This is a genomic window from Pseudomonas sp. efr-133-TYG-5 (assembly GCF_030209175.1).
Classification (GTDB): Bacteria; Pseudomonadota; Gammaproteobacteria; order Pseudomonadales; family Pseudomonadaceae; genus Aquipseudomonas.
This window is the reverse complement of the sequence record NZ_JARVSM010000001.1, coordinates 2,296,281-2,318,292: the sequence shown is the minus strand read 5'-3', so window position 1 is coordinate 2,318,292 and position 22,012 is coordinate 2,296,281. Positions and strand designations below refer to the sequence as shown.

Genomic DNA, 22,012 nt, shown 5'->3' with positions numbered 1-22,012 from the left:
TTGTTAGTGCAGAGGCCAATGCTGGTGGCAGGCGTGACGCACCGCCGCGGCGCTGTGCAGTTTCAGCAGCTCGAGGCTCAGGCGTTGGCATTCGGCCCCGTGCAACTGGCGCACGCGATCCTTGATTTCACCGATCTGCACCGGGCTCACCGACAGTTCGGTCACGCCCAGGCCGATCAGCACTGGCGTCGCCAGCGGGTCGGAGGCGAGGGCGCCGCAGACGCCGACCCAGCGCTTGTGCACGGCCGCGCCGGCGCAGGTCATGGCGATCAGGCGCAACAGCGCCGGGTGCAGCGCGTCGACCCGCGCCGCGAGGCCGGCGTGATCGCGGTCCATGGCCAGGGTGTATTGCGACAGGTCGTTGGTGCCGATGGAGAGGAAATCGGCATGCTCGGCCAGTTGTTCGGCCTGCAGAGCGGCGGCCGGTACTTCGATCATCACGCCGATTTCCGGGCGCTGGCTGATGTTCAGTTCAAGGCACAGCGCGTCGACGCGTTGGCGGATGTGCAGCAGTTCGTCGACCTCGGTGACCATCGGCAAGAGGATCCGGCAACGCTGCAACGGACGCAATTGCAGCAGGGCGCGCAATTGCTGGTCGAGGATTTCCGGACGGGCCTGGGCCAGGCGAATACCGCGCAGGCCGAGCACCGGGTTGGCTTCGGCGGGCAGCGGCAGGTAGTCGAGTTGCTTGTCGCCACCGACGTCGATGGTTCGGATGATCACCGGGTGCTCACCCATGGCATCGAGCACGGCTTGATAGGCCGCACGCTGTTCTTCGACGTCCGGCGCGGTTTGCCGGTCGACGAACAGAAACTCGGTGCGCAGCAGGCCGACACCGTCGGCGCCGTTGGCAAAGGCGTCCGCCGCTTCATGGCTGGATGCAACGTTGGCGACCACTTCGATGGCCACGCCGTTGCGGGTTTCGGCAGGCAGATGCGCCTTGGCGTGTTGCGCATCGCGGCGTTGCCGGCGGTCGATTTGCGCCTGCTGCACGTCGGCCAGGCGTGCAGCGCTCGGCGTCAGTTCGAGGCGGCCGCCATCGGCATCCAGCACCACCGATTGACCTTGCGGCTGATCGAGCAAAGCTGCGCCTAACGCCACCAGGCACGGCAGACCTTTGCCACGCGCCAGAATCGCCACGTGCGAGGTCGCGCCGCCTTCGGCCATGCACAGCCCGGCGACGCCCTGTGCGCTCAGTTGCAGCAGATCCGATGGCGTCAGTTCATGCGCAGCGACGATGGCGCCGGCCGGTACATCGTACTGCCAGGCTTCACCGAGCAACGCGCGCAGGACGCGCTGCTTGAGGTCGCGCAGGTCGTTGGCGCGTTCGGCCAGCAGCGCGCTGCCGGTCTGTTGCAGCACTTCGCATTGCACCTCGATCGACTGGCTCCAGGCATGCGTCGCCGCCGAGCCTTGCGTGATGGAGTGCTGTGCGGCGTCGAGCAGGGCCGGGTCTTCGAGCAGCGCCAGGTGCGCGGCGAAGATCGCTTCTTCGTCGGCGTTGCGCTGTTTTTTCGCTTGCGCAAGGGTGGCGTGGATGTCACGGCGAACCTGATTCAGCGCCGACTCCAAAGTCTGCTGTTGCACCCGCGGATCATGATTGCCCGCGTCTGCCGGCAGGCTGATCGCATTCAGGCGAAACAGCGGCCCGCCCACCAGGCCCGGTGCGGCGCACACACCGGGCAGCACGCCGGCCTCGGTCGGGCGATTGCGTGGCGGGGCGGCCACCGGTGCGGCGGCATGATGATCTTCGGGCAGGGCGGTGGCCAGTGCGGTGAGCAAGGCTTGCAGCGCCGCTTCGGCGTCGGGTCCCTGACAGCTGACTTGCACCTCGTCCTGCTCGCCGATAGCCAGGCCCATCAAACCGATGAGACTGTTGCACGGCGCCGATTTGCCGGCGAAGTGCAGCTGCGCCTGGCTCTGGAATCCTTGCGCCGTCTGACGGATCAACGCCGCCGGGCGTGCATGCAGACCGCCGCGATGGGCGACCCGCACGTGACCGTGAACTTCAGGGCCGCCGAGCGCTTCTGTAGTCGCCGCCGCACCGTGGCGAGCGACGATGTGCAACAACGGCTCGCCGACCTTGACCGTTTTCAGGGTAATCGGCCGCGCCTGGAAGTCCGCGCTGTTGGTCAGAATCAGCAGGCTGACCAGGCTTTTGCACTGGCGCCCGACCTTGTCCAGGTCATAGCGCAACAAGGGCTGGCCATTGCTGACCCGCGCGCCTTCCTTGACCAGCATGGAAAACCCTTCGCCCTGCAGCTCGACCGTGTCGAGGCCCAGGTGCAGGAGGATTTCCGCGCCGTTGTCGGCCCGCACGGTCAGCGCATGGCCGGTGCGGGCGACATGGATCACTACCCCGGCGCAGGGCGAATACAGGGTGTCGTTCAATGGATCGATGGCAATGCCATCGCCCATCGCGCCGCTGGCGAACACCGCGTCCGGGACTTTGGCGAGCGTGAGCACCGGGCCGCTGAGCGGGGCGCTTAAAGTCAGCTCTTTATTGTTGTTGTGCATGGCTCGGTCTCATCAGGAAAACGTTCGGTTCGGACTCAGTGCGTGCGGGTGACTTTGCTCAGGTGACGCGGCTGATCCGGGTCCATGCCACGGGCGACGGCCAGACCGGCCGCCATCACATAGAAACTCTGGATCGCCAGGATCGGGTCCAGCGCCGGGTGATCGGCGCGGCTGAGGGTCAGGTCGCGCTCGAGGACGTCGTCCGGCGCGGCCAGCAGCACGCGGGCACCGCGCTGGCGCATTTCCGCCGCCAGGCTCAGCAGACCGGCCTGCTCGGCACCGCGCGGGGCGAACACCAGCAGCGGGTAATGCTCGTCGATCAGCGCCATCGGGCCGTGCCGGACTTCGGCACTGCTGAAGGCCTCGGCCTGGATCGCCGAGGTCTCCTTGAATTTCAGCGCCGCTTCCTGAGCGATGGCGAACCCGGCGCCACGGCCGATGACCATCAACCGTTCGCAGTCGCGCAGGGCAGCGATGGCCACGCTCCAGTCCTGCTGTGCGGCTTCGCGCAAACCGTCGGGCAAGGCGTTGTGCGCCTCGAGCAGTTCAGCGTCTTCTTTCCAGTGGCCGATCAGACGGGCGCTGGCGCTGAGGGTGGCGATGAAACTCTTGGTCGCGGCGACGCTGCTTTCGGTGCCGGCCAGCAATGGCAGGCTGAATTCACAGGCGGCTTCCAGCGGCGAATCGGCAGCGTTGACCAGCGACACGCTGAGCGCGCCGCGCTTGCGCAGCAGACGCAGGCTGTTGACCAGATCCGGGCTCTGCCCCGACTGCGAAAACGCGAACGCGACCTGGCCGCTGACCTTCAGCGGCGCCTGCTGCATGGTCACCACCGACATCGGCAGCGACGCCACGGGAATCCCCAGTTGCTGCATGGTCAGGTAGGCGAAGTAGCTCGCCGCGTGGTCGGAACTGCCGCGCGCGACCGTCATCGCCACTTGCGGCGGCTGACGGCGCAGGCGCCCGGCGATCTCGCTCAGTTGCGGGTCGAGCTGTTGCAGTTGCGCCTGCACGGCCTCGAACGAGGACAGCGCCTCTTCAAGCATTTTTGAAGTCAATGTCTTCTCCTTCGACCATGACGGCGGTCAGTGTGAGTGAGCGATCCAGCCGCACGCAGTCGGCCCAGGCACCCGGTTCGAGGCGCCCGCGTTCGGTGATGCCGAGGTAGTCGGCGGGAAACTGCGACAGACGCTGCGAGGCCTCGGCGATCGGCAGGCCGATCTTCACCAGGTTGCGCAGGGCCTGATCCATGGTCAGGGTGCTGCCGGCCAGCGTGCCGTCGGGCAGGCGCACGCCGCCCAGGCACTTGGTCACGGTGTGGCTGCCGAGCTTGTATTCACCGTCGGGCATGCCGGCGGCGGCCGTGGAATCGGTCACGCAATACAGGCACGGGATCGAGCGCAGCGCGACGCGAATGGCACCGGGATGCACGTGCAGCAAGTCGGGAATCAGCTCGGCGTATGTGGCGTGGGCCAGGGCCGCGCCGACGATCCCCGGTTCGCGGTGATGCAGCGGGCTCATGGCGTTGTACAGGTGAGTGAAACTGCTGGCGCCGGCCTCCAGCGCGGCGACGCCTTCCTCGTAGCTGCCCAGGGTGTGGCCGATCTGCATGCGGATGCCGCGGCGGCTGAGCTCACGGATCAGTCCGTCGTGACCGGCAATTTCCGGAGCGATGGTGATGACCCGGATCGGCGCCAGCGCCAGGTAGTCTTCGACTTCGGCCATCAGCGCGGTGTGGGCGAAGTTCGGCTGTGCACCGAGTTTGCCGGGGTTGATGTACGGGCCTTCGAGGTGCACGCCGAGGACCCGGGCGCTGTTGGCCGGGCGCTGTTCGCAGAACGCGCCGATGTCCTTGAGCACGCTGGTGATCTCGGCGCTCGGCGCGGTCATGGTCGTGGCCAGCAGCGAGGTGGTGCCGAAGCGCACGTGGGTCCTGGTAATCGTCGCGAAGGCGCTGGCGCCCTCCATGATGTCCTTGCCGCCGCCGCCGTGAACGTGCAGGTCGATGAAACCCGGCAGCAGGTAGGGCAGGTCATTGCTGGCCGGATCGCAGGGCACGCCTTCGATGGACACGACTTTGCCGTGGGCGTGGATCAGCCGGCCGCGAACCCAGCCGTGGGCGGTGAGGATGTTGTCTTCGGACATTTCGCTTCTCTCGTTTGGCGGCGCGCCTGTTCAGCGGCGCAGCTCGGCAACAAAGTCGTAGTAGTCGTTGCGGCAATAGGTGTCGGTGACTTCAATCGGCGTGTTGTCTTCCAGATAGCCGACGCGGGTCATCAGCAACATGGCGGTGCCGGGGGCGATGCCGACCAGTGCGGCGAATTCGTCCGAGGCGTTGATCGCCTGGATGTGCTGCAAGGCGCGGACGATCGGTTTGCCGATGCCGTCGAGGTATTCATAAAGTGAATCGCCCACCGCTTGCGGCTTGGGCATGATCGAGGCGGGCAGGGTACTCATCTCGATGGCCATCACGGTGTCGTCGGCCTTGCGCAGACGTTTCATGCGCGCGACCTTGTCGTTCGGTGACAGGCACAGGCGAATCAGTTCTTCGTGGGTCGGCAGGGTGATTTCCCGTTCCAGCCATTGCGAGCTGGGCACGAAACCCTTGAGGCGGAGCATTTCGCTGAAGCCCGACAGGCGCGACAGCGGTTGTTCCAGGCGCGGCGTGATAAAGGTGCCGGAGCCTTGCAGTCGGCGGATCAGCCCTTGATCGAGCAGCACTTCCAGGGCCTTGCGCGCGGTGACGCGGGAGATGCCGAGCATTTCGCTGAGGTTGCGCTCGGACGGCATCGCCTGTTCGGACTTCCACTGGCCGGCATGGATCGCCGCTTCCAGATTGCGCGCCAGTTGCAGGTACAGCGGCGTCGGCTGGGAGTCATCTGGGCGTAGGGCGTGGAGGTCGTTCATGTGGGTCATTTCCGACGCGAGTATAGGATTGTTGTTGCTCGCTTGTGCGGCGGAAATTAATACCACTTCAATACCATGTCAACGCGTCAAATCGGGCTGTGGCCCAATGAAATGGCGGGTTACAGGGGGTGTGGTTTCAAGTGGTATTAGGTGTTGGCTCTGAAAAGCAAAAGATCGCGGTCTGCGGCAGCCCCTACAAGTCAGAGTGGTATCACCCGAGTAGGCGCCGGCGCAGGCTGCGATCTGTTGATTTATTTTTTTCGAAGGTGACCAGTGGTCAGTCGTTACGGGCGAATCTCGATCATCGTGCCATCCGGTACCAGGCCCCAGACTTCGCGCATGTCCATGTTGCGCATGGCGATGCAGCCGTCGGTCCAGTCCAGGGTATGGAACAGGTCTTCGGGGGTTTCTTCGGTATCCGGTGTGCCGTGGATCATGATCATCCCGCCGGGTTCGACGCCTTCGCGACGGGCTCGGGCCGAATCGCTGATGTTCGGGTAGGAGATATGCATCGCCAGGTTGAATTTTTCACTGACCTTGCGCCAGTCGATCCAGTAGAAACCTTCCGGTGTGCGTTTGTCGCCTTCAATCAGCTTCGGACCTTTTTTCGCGCCCTTGCCCAGGGAAATGCGATAGGTCTTGATCGGCTTGCCATCAGCGATCAGCTGCAGTTGATGCGCCGACTTGAGCACCAGGACCTTTTCGATCATCGGCGTATTCGACGGCGTCACGGTGGTCACGAAGGACGCTTGGGAGACTGAGACGAACGACAGGCAAAACAGAGCAAGCAACCAGCGCATTGAAACAATTCCCCAGGAATGAAGCAGATAGCTATTGTTTAGTTTAGGAGCTGCCGAAGGTTCGGGCCGCTTGCGGACGATCTGTTTGTCGGCCGTCACGCCATTCTCTTGATCAGACGATGACCGCCTGCGCCAACGGCGGAATCGATTCGGAGCGAACCGGGTAGGTTTCGGCGCGCCGGTCAGCGAAGAAGCATTCTAAGGTACGCCCCACCGTGCGGAAAGCCAGCTCGTCCCACGGGATCTGGGCTTCGTCGAACAGCTGCACTTCGAGGCTCTCGGGCCCGGCGGCGAAATCCAGGTCGGCCAGTTCGGCGCGGAAGAACACGTGAACCTGACTGATGTGCGGCACATCGATCAAGGTATAGATGCTCAGGTTGCGCACGCGCGCGCAGGCTTCTTCGGCGGTTTCGCGAATCGCCGCCTGTTCGATGGTTTCACCGTTCTCCATGAACCCGGCCGGCAGGGTCCAGTAGCCGAGGCGCGGTTCGATGGCGCGGCGGCAGAGCAACACCTGGCGGCCCCACGTCGCCACGCAGCCGGCGACGATATTGGGATTCTGGTAGTGAATGGTCTGACAGCTGTCGCAGACGAATCGCAGCCGCGAATCGCCTTCGGGAATACGCTGGGACACCGGGTTGCCGCACTGGCTGCAAAATTTCATGCTGGGGTTCCTGAATGCTGCGCCTATCTTGGCGTGCGGCGGTGGCAGTCGGCAAGTTGTCGTTTCGCGACATGGCGTCCGTGCGGGGCTTGGGCGGTCGCCATGATTGGTGCATGATGCAGGGTAAGGCACAGATCGAGAACACTTATGCTGGATGAGCTACTGCACCGGGTAAGCAATCACACGCCGCGCACGCTGGAGACCGACAAGCGTTTCCCCGAGGCCGCTGTCCTGGTGCCGATTACTCGCAGCGACGAACCGGAGCTTGTCCTGACCCTGCGCGCCAGCGGGCTCTCGACCCACGGCGGCGAAGTCGCCTTTCCCGGCGGGCGCCGCGATCCCGAGGACCCGGACCTGGTGTTCACCGCATTGCGCGAAGCCGAAGAGGAAATCGGTCTGCCGCCGGGGCTGGTCGAAGTGATCGGGCCGCTCAGTCCGCTGATCTCCCTGCATGGCATCAAGGTCACGCCGTATGTCGGAGTGATTCCGGACTTCGTCGAATATCAGGCCAACGATGCCGAGATCGCCGCAGTGTTCAGTGTGCCGCTGGAATTCTTCCGCAAGGACCCGCGTGAGCACACCCACCGCATCGACTATCAGGGCCGCAGTTGGTATGTGCCAAGCTACCGCTTCGGCGAATACAAGATCTGGGGGCTGACGGCGATCATGATCGTCGAGTTGATCAATCTGCTCTATGACGCAAAAATCAGCCTGCACCAGCCGCCGAAAAGCTTTATCAACACCTGAAGCCATCGTTCGAATGGCCATTCACCGTCAGCCCTGAGGAAAACTTGATGAAATACCGCCTGGGCGACGCCCGTGTCGAAACCCACCCCCACAGCTGGGTCGCCCCCAATGCCGTGCTGGTGGGCAAGGTCAGACTGGAAGAGGGCGCCAACGTCTGGTTCAACGCCGTGCTGCGCGGTGACAACGAACTGATCCTGATCGGCAAGAACAGCAACGTCCAGGATGGCACGGTGATGCACACCGACATGGGTTATCCGCTGACCATCGGCACGGGTGTGACCATCGGCCATAACGCCATGCTGCATGGCTGCACCGTCGGCGATTACAGCCTGATCGGCATCAACGCGGTGATTCTCAACGGCGCGAAGATCGGCAAGAACTGCATCATCGGCGCCAATTCGCTGATCGGCGAGGGCAAGGAAATCCCTGATGGCTCGCTGGTGATGGGCTCGCCGGGCAAGGTCGTGCGTGAGCTGACCGAGCCGCAGAAGAAAATGCTCGAAGCCAGCGCCGCGCACTATGTGCATAACTCGCAGCGCTATGCGCGTGATCTGGTAGAGCAAGAGTCATGAACACGCCTGAAAGACCCGTCGCCTCGCCGTGCGTGAATATCTGCGCGCTGGATGAGGACGACATCTGTACTGGCTGCCAGCGCACGGTGGCGGAAATCACCCGCTGGGGGCGCATGACCAATGACGAGCGCCGCGTGGTGCTGGGGCTGTGCCATGAGCGGGCCAAAGCCAGTGGCCTGGTGTGGATGATCCCTGCGAAACCGTGATCGACTTCGGAATGCCCTCACCCTAACCCGCTGCCAGTGGCAGAGGGGAGCTGACGGTATTGTTTGTTCGAGCTGCGCCGACCTGAGCTGGCGGGGCGAACTCAAGTTTGAAAAGTCGCCGATCTGCGCCCTTTCGCCCTCTCTCTCAGAGAGAGGCTGGGGTGAGGGGTAGCCCTTGACCTATCGCTCCAGTAACCTGTGCGCCAAATTCAAAGGCCGCCTCCATGCTCTTCCTCATCGCCTACATCAGCAGCGTCGTGCTGATCAACTTCGCGTTCTCCACCGCACCGCACCTGGACATCATCTGGTCGGCGTGGGGCGGGCTGGTGTTCGTGTTGCGCGACATGGTGCAAACCCGCTTCGGTCATGGTGCGCTGGTGGCGATGCTGGCGGCGCTGGTGCTGTCGTATGTCACCTCCGATCCGTCCATCGCGCTGGCCAGCGCCACGGCGTTCGCGGTGTCCGAGATCATCGACTGGCTGGTGTTCAGCGTCACCAAACGGCCCTTGCGTGATCGTTTGTGGATCAGCTCGGCGCTGAGCATTCCGCTCGATACTTTCATCTTCTTCGGCATGATCGACTTGCTCACCCCGCCGGTGATCATCACCGCGCTGGCGTCGAAATTCGCCGGTGTCACCGCCGTCTGGCTGATCATGGCCTGGCGCGAGCGCAAACAGGCCGTCGCCGGCTGAAGCCAAAGCCTCAGGTTCATGTAAAATGCCGCGCTTTCTCCCCATGGAAAGCGCGTCCGGCGTTGCTTTCCTCGATGATCCGCTTCTTTGAGGACCTGAGATGACCCGTATCGGAACTCCATTGTCGCCGACCGCGACCCGCGTATTGCTGTGTGGCTGTGGTGAGTTGGGCAAGGAAGTGGTGATCGAGCTGCAACGCCTGGGCGTTGAAGTGATCGCTGTTGACCGTTACGCCAACGCGCCGGCCATGCAGGTCGCCCATCGCAGCCACGTGATCAACATGCTCGACGGCGCTGCGTTGCGCGCAGTGATCGAAGCCGAGAAGCCGCACTTCATCGTGCCGGAAATCGAAGCCATCGCCACCGCCACCCTGGTCGAGCTGGAAGCCGAAGGCTTTACCGTGATCCCGACCGCGCGTGCCGCGCAACTGACCATGAACCGTGAAGGCATTCGGCGCCTGGCGGCGGAAGAACTGGATCTGCCGACCTCGCCGTATCACTTTGCCGATACCTTCGAGGACTACAGCAAGGCTGTCCAGGACCTGGGCTTCCCATGCGTGGTCAAGCCGGTGATGAGTTCTTCGGGCAAGGGCCAGAGCCTGCTGCGCAGCGCCGATGATGTGCAGAAAGCCTGGGATTACGCGCAGGAGGGCGGTCGCGCCGGCAAGGGTCGGGTGATCATCGAAGGTTTCATCGATTTCGATTACGAAATCACCCTGCTGACCGTACGTCACATTGGTGGCACCACGTTCTGCGCGCCGGTCGGTCACCGTCAGGAGAAGGGCGATTACCAGGAATCCTGGCAGCCACAGGCCATGAGCCCGATTGCTCTGGCGGAATCCGAGCGCGTGGCCAAAGCGGTCACCGAAGCACTGGGCGGCCGCGGTCTGTTCGGCGTCGAGCTGTTCATCAAGGGCGATCAGGTGTGGTTCAGCGAAGTGTCGCCGCGCCCGCATGATACTGGCCTGGTGACGCTGATTTCCCAGGATCTGTCGCAGTTCGCCCTGCACGCCCGGGCGATCCTCGGTCTGCCGGTGCCGCTGATCCGTCAGTTCGGCCCATCGGCTTCGGCAGTGATCCTGGTGGAGGGTCAGTCGACCCAGACCGCTTTCGCCAACCTCGGCGCAGCGTTGAGCGAACCGGACACGGCACTGCGTCTGTTCGGCAAGCCGGAAGTCAACGGCCAGCGCCGGATGGGCGTGGCCCTGGCGCGGGATGAGTCGATTGAAGCTGCGCGTGCCAAGGCGACCCGGGCTGCTCAGGCTGTTGTTGTAGAGCTGTAAACCGCGGCGCGGCATTCGCGAGCAGGCTCGCTCCCACAGGTTCGGCGGTGTTCACAAATTTTGTGTACTGCACGGACACTGTGGGAGCGAGCCTGCTCGCGAAGCTTTTGATCTTCTGTCAGGCAATCTGATTCAGGTCGTTATTGCGCGTTTCCTTCAGGCACAGCACAGCGATCAGGCTGAGCACCGCTGCCGCCGACACATACCCGCCGACATAACTCAAACCGCCCATCGCCACCAGTTTCTGCGCGAAGAACGGCGCCGCCGAGGCTCCGACAATGCCGCCGAGGTTGTAGGCCGCCGATGCGCCGGTGTAGCGCACATGCGTGGGAAACAATTCCGGCAGCAGCGCTCCCATCGGGGCGAAGGTCACGCCCATCAGGAACAGCTCGATACACAGAAACAGCGCCACGCCCCAGGTCGAGCCCTGCGTCAGTAACGGTTCCATGAGAAAGCCGGACAGAGTCGCCAGCACGCCGCCAACGATCAGTACCGGTTTGCGCCCGTAACGGTCGCTGGCCCAGGCTGACAGCGGTGTTGCCGCGGCCATGAACAGCACGGCAAAACACAGCAGGCCGAGGAAGGTCTCGCGACTGTAGCCCAGAGTGGAAACGCCATAGCTCAGGGAAAACACCGTGGAGATATAGAACAGCGCATAGCACACCACCATTGCCGCCGCGCCCAGCAAAGTCGGCGCCCAATACTGGCTGAACAGCTCGACCAGCGGCACCTTGACTCGCGCCTGGCGTGCGATGGCGTTGGCGAACACCGGGGTTTCGTGGAGCTTGAGGCGCACATACAGGCCGACCATCACCAGCACCGCGCTGAGCAGGAATGGAATCCGCCAGCCCCAGCTGCGGAATTGCTCGTCATCGAGGGTCATGGCCAGGCTGAGGAACAGGCCGTTGGCCGCCAGGAAGCCGATCGACGGGCCGAGTTGCGGGAACATGCCGAACCACGCCCGCTTGCCTTTCGGTGCGTTCTCCGTGGCCAGCAACGCCGCGCCACCCCATTCCCCGCCAAGGCCCAGGCCTTGGCCGAAGCGCAGCACGCAAAGCAGAATGGGCGCCCATGCACCGATGCTGGCGTAACCCGGGAGCACGCCGATCAGCGTGGTGCAGACCCCCATCAGCAGCAGCGAGGCAACCAGGGTCGACTTGCGTCCGATGCGATCGCCGAAGTGGCCGAACAGCGCCGAGCCCAGCGGCCGGGCGAGGAAGGCGATGCCGAAGGTGAGGAACGCCGAGAGCATCTGCGCAGTGCCGGACGTCTGTGGAAAGAACACCGGCCCGATCACCAGCGCGGCGGCGGTGGCGTACACGTAGAAGTCGTAGAACTCGATGGCCGTGCCGATGAAACTCGCCGTGGCCACGCGGGTGGCGGAGTTGGCCGGTTGGGCAGGCGCGGTGGCGCTGTAGGCAGTACTGGTCGTCATGCGGTGATCCCTGACAGTCATGAGCTCCATTGGAGCGAATTATTATGGTCGAGCACCCAGGGATGTGGGATGAGACGCGAGCGCTGTTTCGAGTAGGAACAGTCGTCGGGGTCGTGCGGAAAATTGCCGAAACCGTTGGCGTGCGGGGTAAGCACAGGGCTCGGCGGCGCTTGGGTAAGCGCCTCGATTATAGGAAGGAGGCTAACCATCAAACAAGAGCAAAAACTCGCCGCCTGCAGCCGCTCCTGCAGAGAAAGCGCATAGCCTGCAGAGGCGGGTGCAGGCGGCGATCTTATGACTTTCTAACGGGCGGGAACGACGGCGGGCACCGAAGAGGTGTGCCAGATCAACACCTTGCTCACCCGGTTTTCCTCGGTCTCGAGAATCTCCAGGCGATAGCGACCGATCTTCAGGCAGACCGCGCTTTCCGGAATGGTTTCCAGCGCTTCGGTCACCAGGCCGTTGAGGGTTTTCGGGCCGTCGCTGGGCAGGTGCCAGCCCAGGCATTTGTTCAGCTCGCGGATCGACGCGGCGCCGTCGATCACCATGCGCCCGTCGGCCTGCGGGTGGATGTGTGGGTTGTCGAGGCTGTGTTCGCTTTCGAATTCGCCGACGATCTCTTCGAGAATGTCTTCCAGGGTCACGATCCCCAGCACTTCACCGTACTCGTCCACCACCATGCCCAGCCGCCGCTGCTGCTTGTGAAAGTTGAGCAGCTGCAGTTGCAGCGGGGTGCTTTCCGGGACGAAGTACGGCTCGTAGCTGGCGGCCAGCAGCGCCTCGCGTGTCAGGCCGCCGTTGTTCAGCAAGTGGCGGATCTGCCGGGTGTTGAGTACGGCTTCGACCTGATTGATATCGCTGTGGAACACCGGCAGGCGCGTGCGCTTGTTATGGCGCAGTTGCTCGATGATGTCCTCGATCGGATCGTCGAGATTGATGCCGTCGACTTCGCTGCGCGGCACCAGAATGTCGTTGACCGTGATGTTGTCCAGCGCATGGATCCCCGACACCGGGTGCTGGCGACTGACCGGGTGCTCGGCATCGTCATGCCGCTCGGCGGGTATTTCATCCTCGCTCTGTTGCACCACCAGCGCCTTGCGCGCGAACGGGCGCAGCAACGAGCGGCTGAGACTGCTGAGCAGCCACGCGGCGGGGTAGACGAGTTTCAGCGGTATGGCCAGCAGGGTGTTGCCGAACGACAGCACGGCATCGGGGTAGCGCTGGGCGAGGCTGCGCGGGAAGTAGTCGGCGAACACCAGCAGGATTGCGCCGGCCCCGAGGCAGGCGGCCCATGGCCCGTTCTCTTCGCACAGGAAGATCGCCAGCAGCGTGGCCAGGATCACCGCGAGGGCGCGGCACAGGGTGTTGCACAGGATCAGGCTGTCGAGCGGGAAGCTCAACTGCGCCAGCGGTTTGTCACTGGCGCGCGACGCGGTGCGTTGCGCCAGCAGGTGCTGCTGCGCGACTTCGACGGCGGTGAACAGCCCCGACCATAAAATCAGCAGGACAAATACCGCGAGCATCGGCCCTATGGGCAAACCGTCCATTTATGCCGCCCGTCAGATGTGCAGGATGTATTCGCGGACCAGTTTGCTGCCGAAGTACGCCAACATCAGCAGGCAGAAACCGGCGAGGGTCCAGCGAATCGCTTTGTGGCCGCGCCAGCCGAGGCGGTTGCGACCCCACAACAGCACGCTGAACACCACCCAGGCCAGGCAGGCCAGCAGGGTTTTGTGCACCAGGTGCTGGGCAAACAGGTTCTCGACGAACAGCCAGCCGGAAATCAGCGACAGCGACAGCAGTGTCCAGCCGGCCCAGAGGAAACCGAACAGCAGGCTTTCCATGGTTTGCAGCGGCGGGAAGTTCTTGATCAGTCCTGACGGATGCTTGTGCTTGAGCTGGTGATCCTGGACGAGCAGCAGCAAGGCCTGGAACACGGCGATGGTGAACATGCCGTAGGCCAGGATCGACAGCAGGATGTGGGCGAGGATACCCGGCTCTTCATCGATGATCTGCACGGTGCCGGTCGGGGCGAATTGCGCCAGCAGCACCGTGGCGGCGCCGAGCGGGAACAGCAGCACCAGCAGGTTTTCCACCGGGATCCGCGAGCAGGCCAGCAACGTCAGGGCGATGACGGCGGCGGCGATCAGGCTGGCGGCACTGAAGAAGTCCAGGCCGAGGCCGATCGGGGTCAGCAGATGGGTGAGCAGGCTGGCGCTGTGGGCCAGCACGGCGAGGATGCCGAGCGTGACCAGCAGGCGCTTGTTCGCCTTGGCGCCAGTGGCCAGACGGGTGCCTTGATAAAGGGTCGCAGCGGCATAGAGAAGGGCGGCGGCGAGGGTGGTCAGCAAACTGGGTGACAAGGGGAGCATAAATCCTGTTAGGCAAGCCCGAAAGGCGCTGAGTTTGGCATAGAACGGCCACCGCACGAAAGTGCGAGGTGTCCGCCAGACGCAGTCTTCGCTATAATCCGCGACCTGCCCACGCCACAGGCTCGCCGAGCACCTGTTGATTGCGGTCTGGGCCGCCATTATCCCGGTCTACACAGGGCCTGAAAGGATTGCGCAATGTTTGAAAACTTAACCGACCGTCTCTCGCAGACGCTGCGCCATGTCACCGGCAAGGCGAAGCTGACCGAAGACAATATCAAAGACACCCTGCGCGAAGTGCGCATGGCGTTGCTCGAAGCCGACGTCGCCCTGCCGGTGGTCAAGGACTTCGTCAATTCGGTCAAGGAACGCGCTGTCGGCACCGAGGTGTCGCGCAGCCTGACGCCGGGCCAGGCGTTCGTGAAGATCGTCCAGGCCGAACTTGAAAGCCTGATGGGCGCGGCCAACGAAGACTTGAACCTGAGCGCCGTGCCGCCAGCGGTCATTCTGATGGCCGGTCTGCAGGGTGCGGGTAAGACCACCACCGCCGGCAAACTGGCGCGTTTCCTCAAAGAGCGCAAGAAGAAGTCGGTGATGGTCGTGTCGGCGGACATCTACCGTCCCGCTGCGATCAAACAGCTGGAAACCCTGGCCAACGACATCGGCGTGACGTTCTTCCCGTCCGACCTGAGCCAGAAGCCGGTCGACATCGCCAATGCGGCTATTAAAGAAGCGAAACTGAAATTCATCGACGTGGTCATCGTCGATACCGCCGGTCGCCTGCACATCGACGAAGAGATGATGGGTGAGATCAAGGCGCTGCACGCCGCGATCAACCCGGTCGAGACCCTGTTCGTGGTTGACGCCATGACCGGTCAGGACGCCGCCAACACGGCCAAGGCCTTCGGCGATGCGCTGCCGCTGACCGGTGTGATCCTGACCAAGGTCGACGGCGACGCCCGTGGCGGTGCCGCCCTGTCGGTACGCGCCATCACCGGCAAGCCGATCAAGTTCATCGGTATGGGCGAGAAGAGCGAAGCGCTCGATCCGTTCCACCCGGAGCGTATCGCCTCGCGCATCCTCGGCATGGGCGACGTGCTCAGCCTGATAGAACAGGCCGAAGCGACCCTCGACAAGGACAAGGCCGACAAACTGGCCAAGAAGCTGAAGAAGGGCAAGGGCTTCGACCTCGAAGACTTCCGCGATCAGCTGCAACAAATGAAGAACATGGGCGGCCTCGGTGGCCTCATGGACAAGCTGCCGAGCATCGGCGGCGTCAACCTGTCGCAGATGGGCAATGCCCAGAACGCGGCGGAGAAGCAGTTCAAACAGATGGAAGCCATCATCAACTCCATGACGCCGGCCGAGCGCCGCGACCCTGAGCTGATCAGCGGTTCGCGCAAGCGTCGGATCGCCATGGGCTCCGGCACCCAGGTGCAGGACATCGGTCGCTTGATCAAGCAGCACAAGCAGATGCAGAAGATGATGAAGAAGTTCTCCGCCAAGGGCGGGATGGCGAAAATGATGCGCGGCATGGGCGGTATGTTGCCCGGCGGCGGCATGCCAAAGATGTAAGGTGTCCCGTCTGACCCATTCCGCTCCCTTTATGGCGAGTGAAATGGATGAGACGGAACGCTGGAACTTCGCCGGTCGTCGCACCGGCGCAGTCCCGCAAGGAAGCGGGATTACCAGCAAACCCGCATTCGGCGGGAGCTGACTGGCCGTTTTCATCGACGGCTCTCGCGCAAATCTGCACGGCATGCCATAGGCGCCGGAAAAAGTCATTTGCAAAAGTCCGGATATTCCTTAGAATATGCGGCCTTTCGGGCACCCATGCCCGCTGTGCATTTAGATTTGCAGCACCGACTACAGGAACGATGTTCACATGCTAACAATCCGTCTTGCCCTTGGCGGCTCCAAAAAGCGCCCGTTTTACCACCTGACCGTAACCGACTCGCGCAACCCGCGTGACGGCTCCCACAAAGAACAGGTTGGCTTCTTCAACCCTGTTGCCCGTGGTCAGGAAATCCGTCTGTCCGTGAACCAAGAGCGCGTAGCCTACTGGCTGAGCGTTGGTGCACAGCCATCTGAGCGTGTTGCTCAGTTGCTGAAGGAATCTGCCAAGGCTGCAGCCTGAGCAGTATGAGCGCGACGCCAGAAAAAGCTGATGACCTGATCGTCGTCGGCAAGATTTTTTCGGTTCACGGCGTTCGCGGCGAGGTGAAGGTCTTTTCCTTTACCGATCCGATTGAAAACCTGTTGGACTACCGCAACTGGACGCTTCGGCGCGAAGGCGTGGTGAAACAGGTCGAGCTGGTCAGCGGCCGATCCACTCAAAAGGATCTGGTTGCCAAGCTCAAAGGCCTCGACGATCGCGATGAAGCGCGTCTTCTGAGCGGTTACGAGATTTGCATCTCGCGAAGCCTTTTGCCCAACCTGACTGACGACGAGTACTACTGGTACCAGTTGCAGGGTCTGAGCGTCATCAACCAGGACGAACAATTGTTCGGCAAGGTTGATCACCTGTTGGAGACCGGCGCGAACGATGTGTTGGTGGTCAAGCCCTGCGCGGGTAGCCTGGATGATCGCGAGCGGTTGTTGCCCTATACGGAGCAATGCGTGCTGGCAATCGACCTGGATGCAGGCGTGATGAGGGTGGAATGGGACGCGGACTTCTAAGCAATGGCCAGCCTGCGCGTAGACGTCATTACGCTGTTCCCCGAGATGTTCTCGGCCATCAGTGAGTACGGCATTACCAGTCGTGCGGTCAAACAGGGGCTGTTGCAGCTGACCTGTTGGAATCCGCGGGATTACACGACGGATCGGCATCACACTGTGGACGATCGCCCGTTTGGCGGTGGTCCGGGCATGGTGATGAAGATCAAGCCCCTGGAAGATGCTCTGGTTCAGGCCAAGGCAGCAGCCGGGGAGGCGGCGAAGGTGATTTACCTGTCCCCCCAAGGCCGTCAACTGACTCAGTCGGCGGTACGCGAACTGGCGAAAGAGGATGCATTGATCCTGATTGCCGGTCGTTATGAAGGCATTGACGAGCGTTTCATTGAAGCTCATGTCGATGAAGAGTGGTCGATTGGTGACTATGTGTTGTCTGGCGGCGAGCTGCCGGCCATGGTCATGATCGATGCGGTTACACGACTGCTGCCCGGAGCTTTAGGGCATGCGGATTCCGCTGAGGAAGATTCCTTTACGGATGGTCTGCTGGATTGCCCGCACTACACCCGACCTGAGGTGTATGCGGATCAGCGTGTTCCCGACGTGTTGCTGAGTGGCAATCACGCGCATATCCGGCGTTGGCGTTTACAGCAGTCCCTTGGTCGGACCTATGAACGACGCGCCGATCTTCTGGAAAGCCGCTCGCTTTCTGGAGAAGAGAAGAAGCTGCTCGAGGAATACATCCGCGAGCGGGACGATAGTTAACAACGTATCGATGGTAGATCCGACGATTTACCTTAGGAGCACAGCATGACCAACAAAATCATCCTTGCACTCGAAGCAGAGCAGATGACCAAAGAAATCCCTACCTTTGCCCCGGGCGACACCATTGTCGTTCAGGTGAAAGTGAAGGAAGGCGATCGTTCCCGTCTGCAAGCGTTCGAAGGCGTTGTCATCGCCAAGCGTAACCGCGGCGTGAACAGTGCGTTCACCGTTCGTAAAATCTCCAACGGTGTTGGCGTAGAACGTACTTTCCAGACCTACTCCCCGCAGATCGACAGCATGGCTGTTAAACGTCGCGGTGACGTACGTAAAGCCAAGCTGTACTACCTGCGCGACCTGTCGGGTAAAGCAGCTCGCATCAAGGAAAAACTGGCTTAAGTCCAGCTTCCGATGCAGAAAAAAGCAGCCTACGGGCTGCTTTTTTGTTGTCCGCCATTTACTGCCTTCACCCTGCAGGCGCTGCCGAGGCTGCGATCTTGTGATCTTGCCTGCAGGTCGGCAGCCAGCAACCAGAGCCATTTTTCATGACCACCCGTGACCAGGAAATCCAGCGCCGCACCGAACTCTCGGTGACCCGCGTAACCAAAGCCGTATTCCCGCCGACCACCAACCACCACAACACCCTGTTCGGTGGTACCGCCCTGGCGTGGATGGACGAAGTGTCGTTCATCACGGCCACGCGCTTCTGCCGCTTGCCGCTGGTGACCGTGTCCACCGATCGCATCGACTTCAACCACGCGATCCCGGCCGGTTCCATCGTTGAACTGGTGGGGCGTGTCGTCAAGGTCGGCAACACCAGCCTCAAGGTCGAAGTGCAGGTATTCGTTGAAAGCATGAGCTGCGATGGTCGCGAGCAAGCGATCCACGGCCAGTTCAGCTTCGTCGCCATCGATGACGACAAGCGCCCGGTGCCGGTGCTGCCGGGGTTTGCCGCCTGAGTGTTCCGTGAGCGCGCGGGCTGTGAAAGACTGTTCACCCTTTCGTTGTAATGCGCACTGCCTGAGCCTCTATGCCTGCCATTGACCATCCGCTGATTGACCAGTTTCTCGACGCTTTGTGGCTGGAGAAAGGCCTGTCCGACAACACCCGCGACGCCTATCGCAGCGACCTTGCGCTGTTCAACGGCTGGTTGCAGGAGCAGCACCTGGAGCTGATCAACGCCGGTCGCGAGTTGATCCTCGATCACCTGGCCTGGCGCCTGGAGCAGAACTACAAGCCACGCTCCACGGCGCGATTTCTCTCCGGTGTGCGTGGCTTTTATCGCTATCTGCTGCGGGAAAAACTGATTGCCGTTGACCCGACCTTGCGCATCGACATGCCGCAACTGGGTAGGCCGTTGCCCAAATCCTTGTCGGAAGCTGACGTCGAAGCGCTGCTCAAAGCACCGGATCTGAGCGAGGCCATCGGCCAGCGTGACCGCGCGATGCTCGAAGTCCTGTACGCCTGCGGCTTGCGCGTCACCGAGCTGATCAGCCTGACGCTGGAGCAGGTCAACCTGCGGCAGGGCGTATTGCGGGTGATGGGCAAGGGCAGCAAGGAGCGGCTGGTGCCGATGGGGGAGGAGGCGATTGTCTGGGTCGAGCGCTACCTGCGCGACGGTCGCGGCGAACTGCTCGGTGGCCGCCCCAGCGATGTGCTGTTCCCCAGTCAGCGCGGTGAGCAGATGACGCGCCAGACGTTCTGGCACCGCATCAAGCACCAGGCCAAAGTGGCCGGGATCGGCAAGTCGCTGTCGCCGCATACCTTGCGTCACGCGTTTGCCACACACCTGCTCAACCACGGCGCTGACCTGCGTGTGGTACAGATGCTGCTGGGCCACAGCGACCTGTCGACCACGCAGATCTATACCCACGTGGCCAGGGCTCGCCTGCAAGACCTGCACGCCAAACACCACCCGCGCGGCTGAAAAAGGTCCGTGTGGGAGCGAGCCTGCTCGCGAAGAGGGAGTGTCAGTCTGCGTTCATTCAGCTGACACACCGCTTTCGCGAGCAGGCTCGCTCCCACAAGGATCTGCGCAGTCCTGAAAGTGTGGCGACAGGCGCATTCGGCCACGCCGGCCTTATGTGGTAGGCTTTGCCGGTTTGCACGATGGGCGGTTATGACCCGGTGTTCCGCCACGGGCGTTCTGATCGTTCCATTTGTCCGCCTTCAGGAGTTCTCATGCGTCTGACCCAGATTTTCGCCGCCGCAGCCATTGCGTTGGTCAGCACCTTTGCCGTCGCCGATGACGCGGCCGACAAAGCCATCCGCCAGAGCCTGGAAAACCTCCAGCTCGACGTGCCGGTGGACACCATCACCGCCAGTCCGCTGCCGGGCCTGTACGAAGTCAAGCTCAAGGGCAGCCGCGTGCTCTACGCCAGCGCCGACGGCCAGTACATCGTTCAGGGCTACATGTTCCAGCTCAAGGACGGCAAACCGGTCAACCTGACCGAGAAGACCGAGCGCCTGGGCATTTCCAAACTGATCAATGCCATTCCGGTGGCCGAGACCGTGGTCTATCCGGCCGTGGGTGAAACCAAGTCGCACATCACCGTCTTCACCGACACCACCTGCCCGTACTGCCACAAGCTGCACGCCGAAGTCCCAGAGCTGAACAAGCGCGGCATCGAAGTGCGCTACGTGGCGTTCCCGCGTCAGGGCCTGGGCTCGCCGGGTGACGAGCAACTGCAAGCCGTGTGGTGCTCGAAAGACAAGAAAGCCGCCATGGACAAAATGGTCGATGGCAAGGAAATCAAGGCCGCCAAGTGCGATAACCCGGTTTCCAAACAGTTCGCCCTCGGTCAGTCGATCGGCGTGAACGGTACACCGGCCATCGTTTTGGCTGACGGTCAGGTCATTCCGGGCTACCAGCCTGCGCCACAAGTCGCCAAACTGGCGTTGGGCGCGAAGTAAATTCGCATCGTCACGCTCAGGCGTTGACGAGCGTGGTCCGGCGGCAGGATTGCCGGGCCATCAACAGAGAGCCGCGAACCTGCGGTTGTTTTCACGGCCGGCCTCGCGTCGGCCGTTTTATGGGGAGTTCACAGTGAAACCGGTCAAAGTAGGCATCTGTGGGTTAGGGACCGTCGGTGGCGGAACCTTCAACGTACTTCAGCGCAACGCCGAGGAAATTGCTCGTCGTGCCGGGCGTGGAATCGAAGTGGCACAAATTGCCATGCGCACGCCAAAGCCTCAGTTCCAGACGACCGGTATTGCGATTACCAACGATGTCTTCGAAGTGGCCACGAACCCTGAGATCGACATCGTCATAGAGCTGATGGGCGGCTATACCGTTGCCCGCGAGCTGGTACTCAAGGCCATCGAGAATGGCAAGCATGTGGTCACCGCGAACAAGGCACTGATTGCCGTTCACGGTAATGAAATTTTCGCCAAGGCACGCGAGAAAGGCGTGATCGTGGCGTTCGAAGCGGCGGTGGCCGGCGGCATTCCGGTGATCAAGGCGATCCGTGAAGGCCTCTCTGCCAACCGCATCAACTGGGTGGCCGGGATCATCAACGGCACCGGCAATTTCATCCTCACCGAAATGCGCGAGAAGGGTCGCACCTTCGAAGACGTGCTGGCCGAGGCGCAGGCGCTGGGTTATGCCGAAGCCGATCCGACCTTCGACGTCGAAGGCATCGATGCGGCGCACAAGCTGACGATTCTGGCTTCGATCGCGTTCGGCATTCCGCTGCAATTCGACAAGGCTTACACCGAAGGCATCACCAAGCTGACCACCGCCGACGTCAACTACGCCGAAGCGCTGGGCTACCGCATCAAGCACCTTGGCGTGGCCCGCAGCACCGCTGCCGGTATCGAGCTGCGCGTGCACCCGACGCTGATCCCGGCCGATCGTCTGATCGCCAACGTCAACGGCGTGATGAACGCGGTGATGGTCAACGGTGATGCGGCCGGTTCGACGCTGTTCTACGGCGCTGGCGCCGGCATGGAGCCGACCGCGTCGTCGGTGATCGCCGACCTGGTGGACGTGGTGCGCGCCATGACCTCCGATCCGGAGAACCGCGTTCCGCACCTGGCCTTCCAGCCGGACTCGCTGTCGGCCCATCCGATCCTGCCGATCGAAGCCTGCGAAAGCGCCTACTACCTGCGCATCCAGGCCAAGGACCATCCGGGCGTACTGGCCCAGGTGGCGAGCATCCTGTCGGAGCGTGGGATCAACATCGAGTCGATCATGCAGAAGGAAGTCGAGGAACATGACGGCCTGGTGCCAATGATCCTGCTGACCCATCGTGTGCTGGAACAGCACATCAACGATGCGATCGCCGCCCTCGAAGCGCTGGCGGGTGTGGTCGGACCGGTTGTGCGAATCCGCGTCGAGCACCTTAACTAAGCAGCGGCAAGCCACCAGCGGCAAGCTGCAAGCCAGAG

At 62.4% G+C, this 22,012-nt stretch carries 23 protein-coding genes; 14 read left to right on the top strand and 9 right to left on the bottom strand.

Going from position 1 to position 22,012, the window contains the following annotated elements:
- Positions 1–3 precede the first annotated feature (3 nt).
- From ptsP to QRN70_RS10560, 6 genes are all read right to left on the bottom strand, one after another.
- Positions 4–2,517: a phosphoenolpyruvate--protein phosphotransferase gene (gene ptsP, locus QRN70_RS10585; RefSeq protein WP_285417529.1), complete on the bottom strand. Its 2,514-nt coding sequence runs from the start codon at positions 2,515–2,517 to the stop codon at positions 4–6.
- Between the two features lie 35 nt (positions 2,518–2,552).
- Entirely contained in the window at positions 2,553–3,575 is a 1,023-nt protein-coding gene (locus QRN70_RS10580; RefSeq protein WP_285417528.1) for an SIS domain-containing protein, read from the bottom strand.
- Positions 3,556–4,662 carry an N-acetylglucosamine-6-phosphate deacetylase gene (gene nagA / locus QRN70_RS10575; RefSeq protein WP_285417527.1) on the bottom strand — a complete coding sequence of 369 codons (1,107 nt, stop codon included), beginning with the start codon at positions 4,660–4,662 and terminating at the stop codon, positions 3,556–3,558. The genes QRN70_RS10580 and nagA overlap by 20 nt, the downstream gene beginning before the upstream one ends.
- Positions 4,663–4,692: 30 nt before the next feature.
- Positions 4,693–5,424, bottom strand: a complete 732-nt coding sequence (locus tag QRN70_RS10570) for a GntR family transcriptional regulator (RefSeq protein ID WP_502941555.1) — start codon at positions 5,422–5,424, stop codon at positions 4,693–4,695.
- Positions 5,425–5,708: 284 nt separating this feature from the next.
- On the bottom strand, positions 5,709–6,224 hold the full coding sequence (locus QRN70_RS10565) for a L,D-transpeptidase family protein (RefSeq protein WP_285417524.1): 516 nt from the start codon (positions 6,222–6,224) through the stop codon (positions 5,709–5,711).
- 112 nt (positions 6,225–6,336) lie between these two features.
- Positions 6,337–6,888, bottom strand: a complete 552-nt coding sequence (locus QRN70_RS10560) for an NUDIX hydrolase (protein ID WP_285417522.1) — start codon at positions 6,886–6,888, stop codon at positions 6,337–6,339.
- Between the two features lie 147 nt (positions 6,889–7,035).
- Between QRN70_RS10560 and QRN70_RS10555 the strand changes: the two genes are divergently transcribed.
- The 5 genes from QRN70_RS10555 (at position 7,036) to purT (ending at position 10,387) form a co-directional block, all read left to right on the top strand.
- Positions 7,036–7,635, top strand: coding sequence for a CoA pyrophosphatase (locus QRN70_RS10555; protein ID WP_285417520.1), 600 nt, complete (start codon positions 7,036–7,038; stop codon positions 7,633–7,635).
- Between the two features lie 47 nt (positions 7,636–7,682).
- Positions 7,683–8,207, top strand: coding sequence for a gamma carbonic anhydrase family protein (locus tag QRN70_RS10550; RefSeq protein WP_285417518.1), 525 nt, complete (start codon positions 7,683–7,685; stop codon positions 8,205–8,207).
- On the top strand, positions 8,204–8,413 hold the full coding sequence (locus QRN70_RS10545) for a DUF1289 domain-containing protein (protein WP_285417516.1): 210 nt from the start codon (positions 8,204–8,206) through the stop codon (positions 8,411–8,413). Before QRN70_RS10550 ends, QRN70_RS10545 begins: the two co-directional genes overlap by 4 nt.
- A gap of 224 nt (positions 8,414–8,637) precedes the next feature.
- Complete coding sequence (locus tag QRN70_RS10540; RefSeq protein WP_285417514.1) at positions 8,638–9,105, top strand: VUT family protein; 468 nt, start codon at positions 8,638–8,640, stop codon at positions 9,103–9,105.
- Positions 9,106–9,205: 100 nt separating this feature from the next.
- Positions 9,206–10,387, top strand: a complete 1,182-nt coding sequence (gene purT, locus QRN70_RS10535; RefSeq protein WP_003221968.1) for a formate-dependent phosphoribosylglycinamide formyltransferase — start codon at positions 9,206–9,208, stop codon at positions 10,385–10,387.
- Positions 10,388–10,505: 118 nt separating this feature from the next.
- Here purT and QRN70_RS10530 read toward each other — a convergent pair whose 3' ends face one another.
- The 3 genes from QRN70_RS10530 to QRN70_RS10520 form a co-directional block, all read right to left on the bottom strand.
- The gene (locus tag QRN70_RS10530; RefSeq protein WP_285417512.1) at positions 10,506–11,822 is read right to left on the bottom strand and encodes an MFS transporter; all 1,317 of its coding nucleotides are present in this window, start codon (positions 11,820–11,822) and stop codon (positions 10,506–10,508) included.
- Between the two features lie 302 nt (positions 11,823–12,124).
- Complete coding sequence (locus tag QRN70_RS10525) at positions 12,125–13,369, bottom strand: transporter associated domain-containing protein (protein ID WP_285417510.1); 1,245 nt, start codon at positions 13,367–13,369, stop codon at positions 12,125–12,127.
- A gap of 12 nt (positions 13,370–13,381) precedes the next feature.
- Entirely contained in the window at positions 13,382–14,194 is an 813-nt protein-coding gene (locus QRN70_RS10520; RefSeq protein ID WP_285417508.1) for a cytochrome C assembly family protein, read from the bottom strand.
- Between the two features lie 195 nt (positions 14,195–14,389).
- On the opposite strand from QRN70_RS10520, the gene ffh reads away from it, so the two are divergent.
- The 9 genes from ffh to QRN70_RS10475 all read left to right on the top strand — a co-directional run bounded on the left by ffh (position 14,390) and on the right by QRN70_RS10475 (position 21,974).
- On the top strand, positions 14,390–15,766 hold the full coding sequence (ffh, locus tag QRN70_RS10515; protein WP_102357592.1) for a signal recognition particle protein: 1,377 nt from the start codon (positions 14,390–14,392) through the stop codon (positions 15,764–15,766).
- Positions 15,767–16,076: 310 nt separating this feature from the next.
- Positions 16,077–16,328, top strand: a complete 252-nt coding sequence (gene rpsP / locus QRN70_RS10510) for a 30S ribosomal protein S16 (RefSeq protein WP_003185073.1) — start codon at positions 16,077–16,079, stop codon at positions 16,326–16,328.
- Positions 16,329–16,333: 5 nt separating this feature from the next.
- Positions 16,334–16,870 carry a ribosome maturation factor RimM gene (rimM, locus tag QRN70_RS10505; RefSeq protein WP_285417506.1) on the top strand — a complete coding sequence of 179 codons (537 nt, stop codon included), beginning with the start codon at positions 16,334–16,336 and terminating at the stop codon, positions 16,868–16,870.
- Positions 16,871–16,873: 3 nt separating this feature from the next.
- Positions 16,874–17,626 (top strand): tRNA (guanosine(37)-N1)-methyltransferase TrmD, encoded by a 753-nt coding sequence (gene trmD, locus QRN70_RS10500; protein ID WP_285417504.1) that lies wholly within the window; start codon positions 16,874–16,876, stop codon positions 17,624–17,626.
- 45 nt (positions 17,627–17,671) lie between these two features.
- The gene (rplS, locus tag QRN70_RS10495) at positions 17,672–18,022 is read left to right on the top strand and encodes a 50S ribosomal protein L19 (protein ID WP_003175895.1); all 351 of its coding nucleotides are present in this window, start codon (positions 17,672–17,674) and stop codon (positions 18,020–18,022) included.
- Between the two features lie 146 nt (positions 18,023–18,168).
- Positions 18,169–18,582, top strand: a complete 414-nt coding sequence (locus QRN70_RS10490; protein WP_285417503.1) for an acyl-CoA thioesterase — start codon at positions 18,169–18,171, stop codon at positions 18,580–18,582.
- Positions 18,583–18,653: 71 nt separating this feature from the next.
- A complete protein-coding gene (xerD, locus tag QRN70_RS10485; protein ID WP_285417502.1) occupies positions 18,654–19,550 on the top strand; it encodes a site-specific tyrosine recombinase XerD in 897 nt (298 codons plus the stop codon).
- 254 nt (positions 19,551–19,804) lie between these two features.
- Entirely contained in the window at positions 19,805–20,536 is a 732-nt protein-coding gene (gene dsbC, locus QRN70_RS10480; RefSeq protein WP_236178272.1) for a bifunctional protein-disulfide isomerase/oxidoreductase DsbC, read from the top strand.
- A gap of 133 nt (positions 20,537–20,669) precedes the next feature.
- Complete coding sequence (locus QRN70_RS10475; protein WP_018926703.1) at positions 20,670–21,974, top strand: homoserine dehydrogenase; 1,305 nt, start codon at positions 20,670–20,672, stop codon at positions 21,972–21,974.
- Positions 21,975–22,012: the final 38 nt, after the last annotated feature.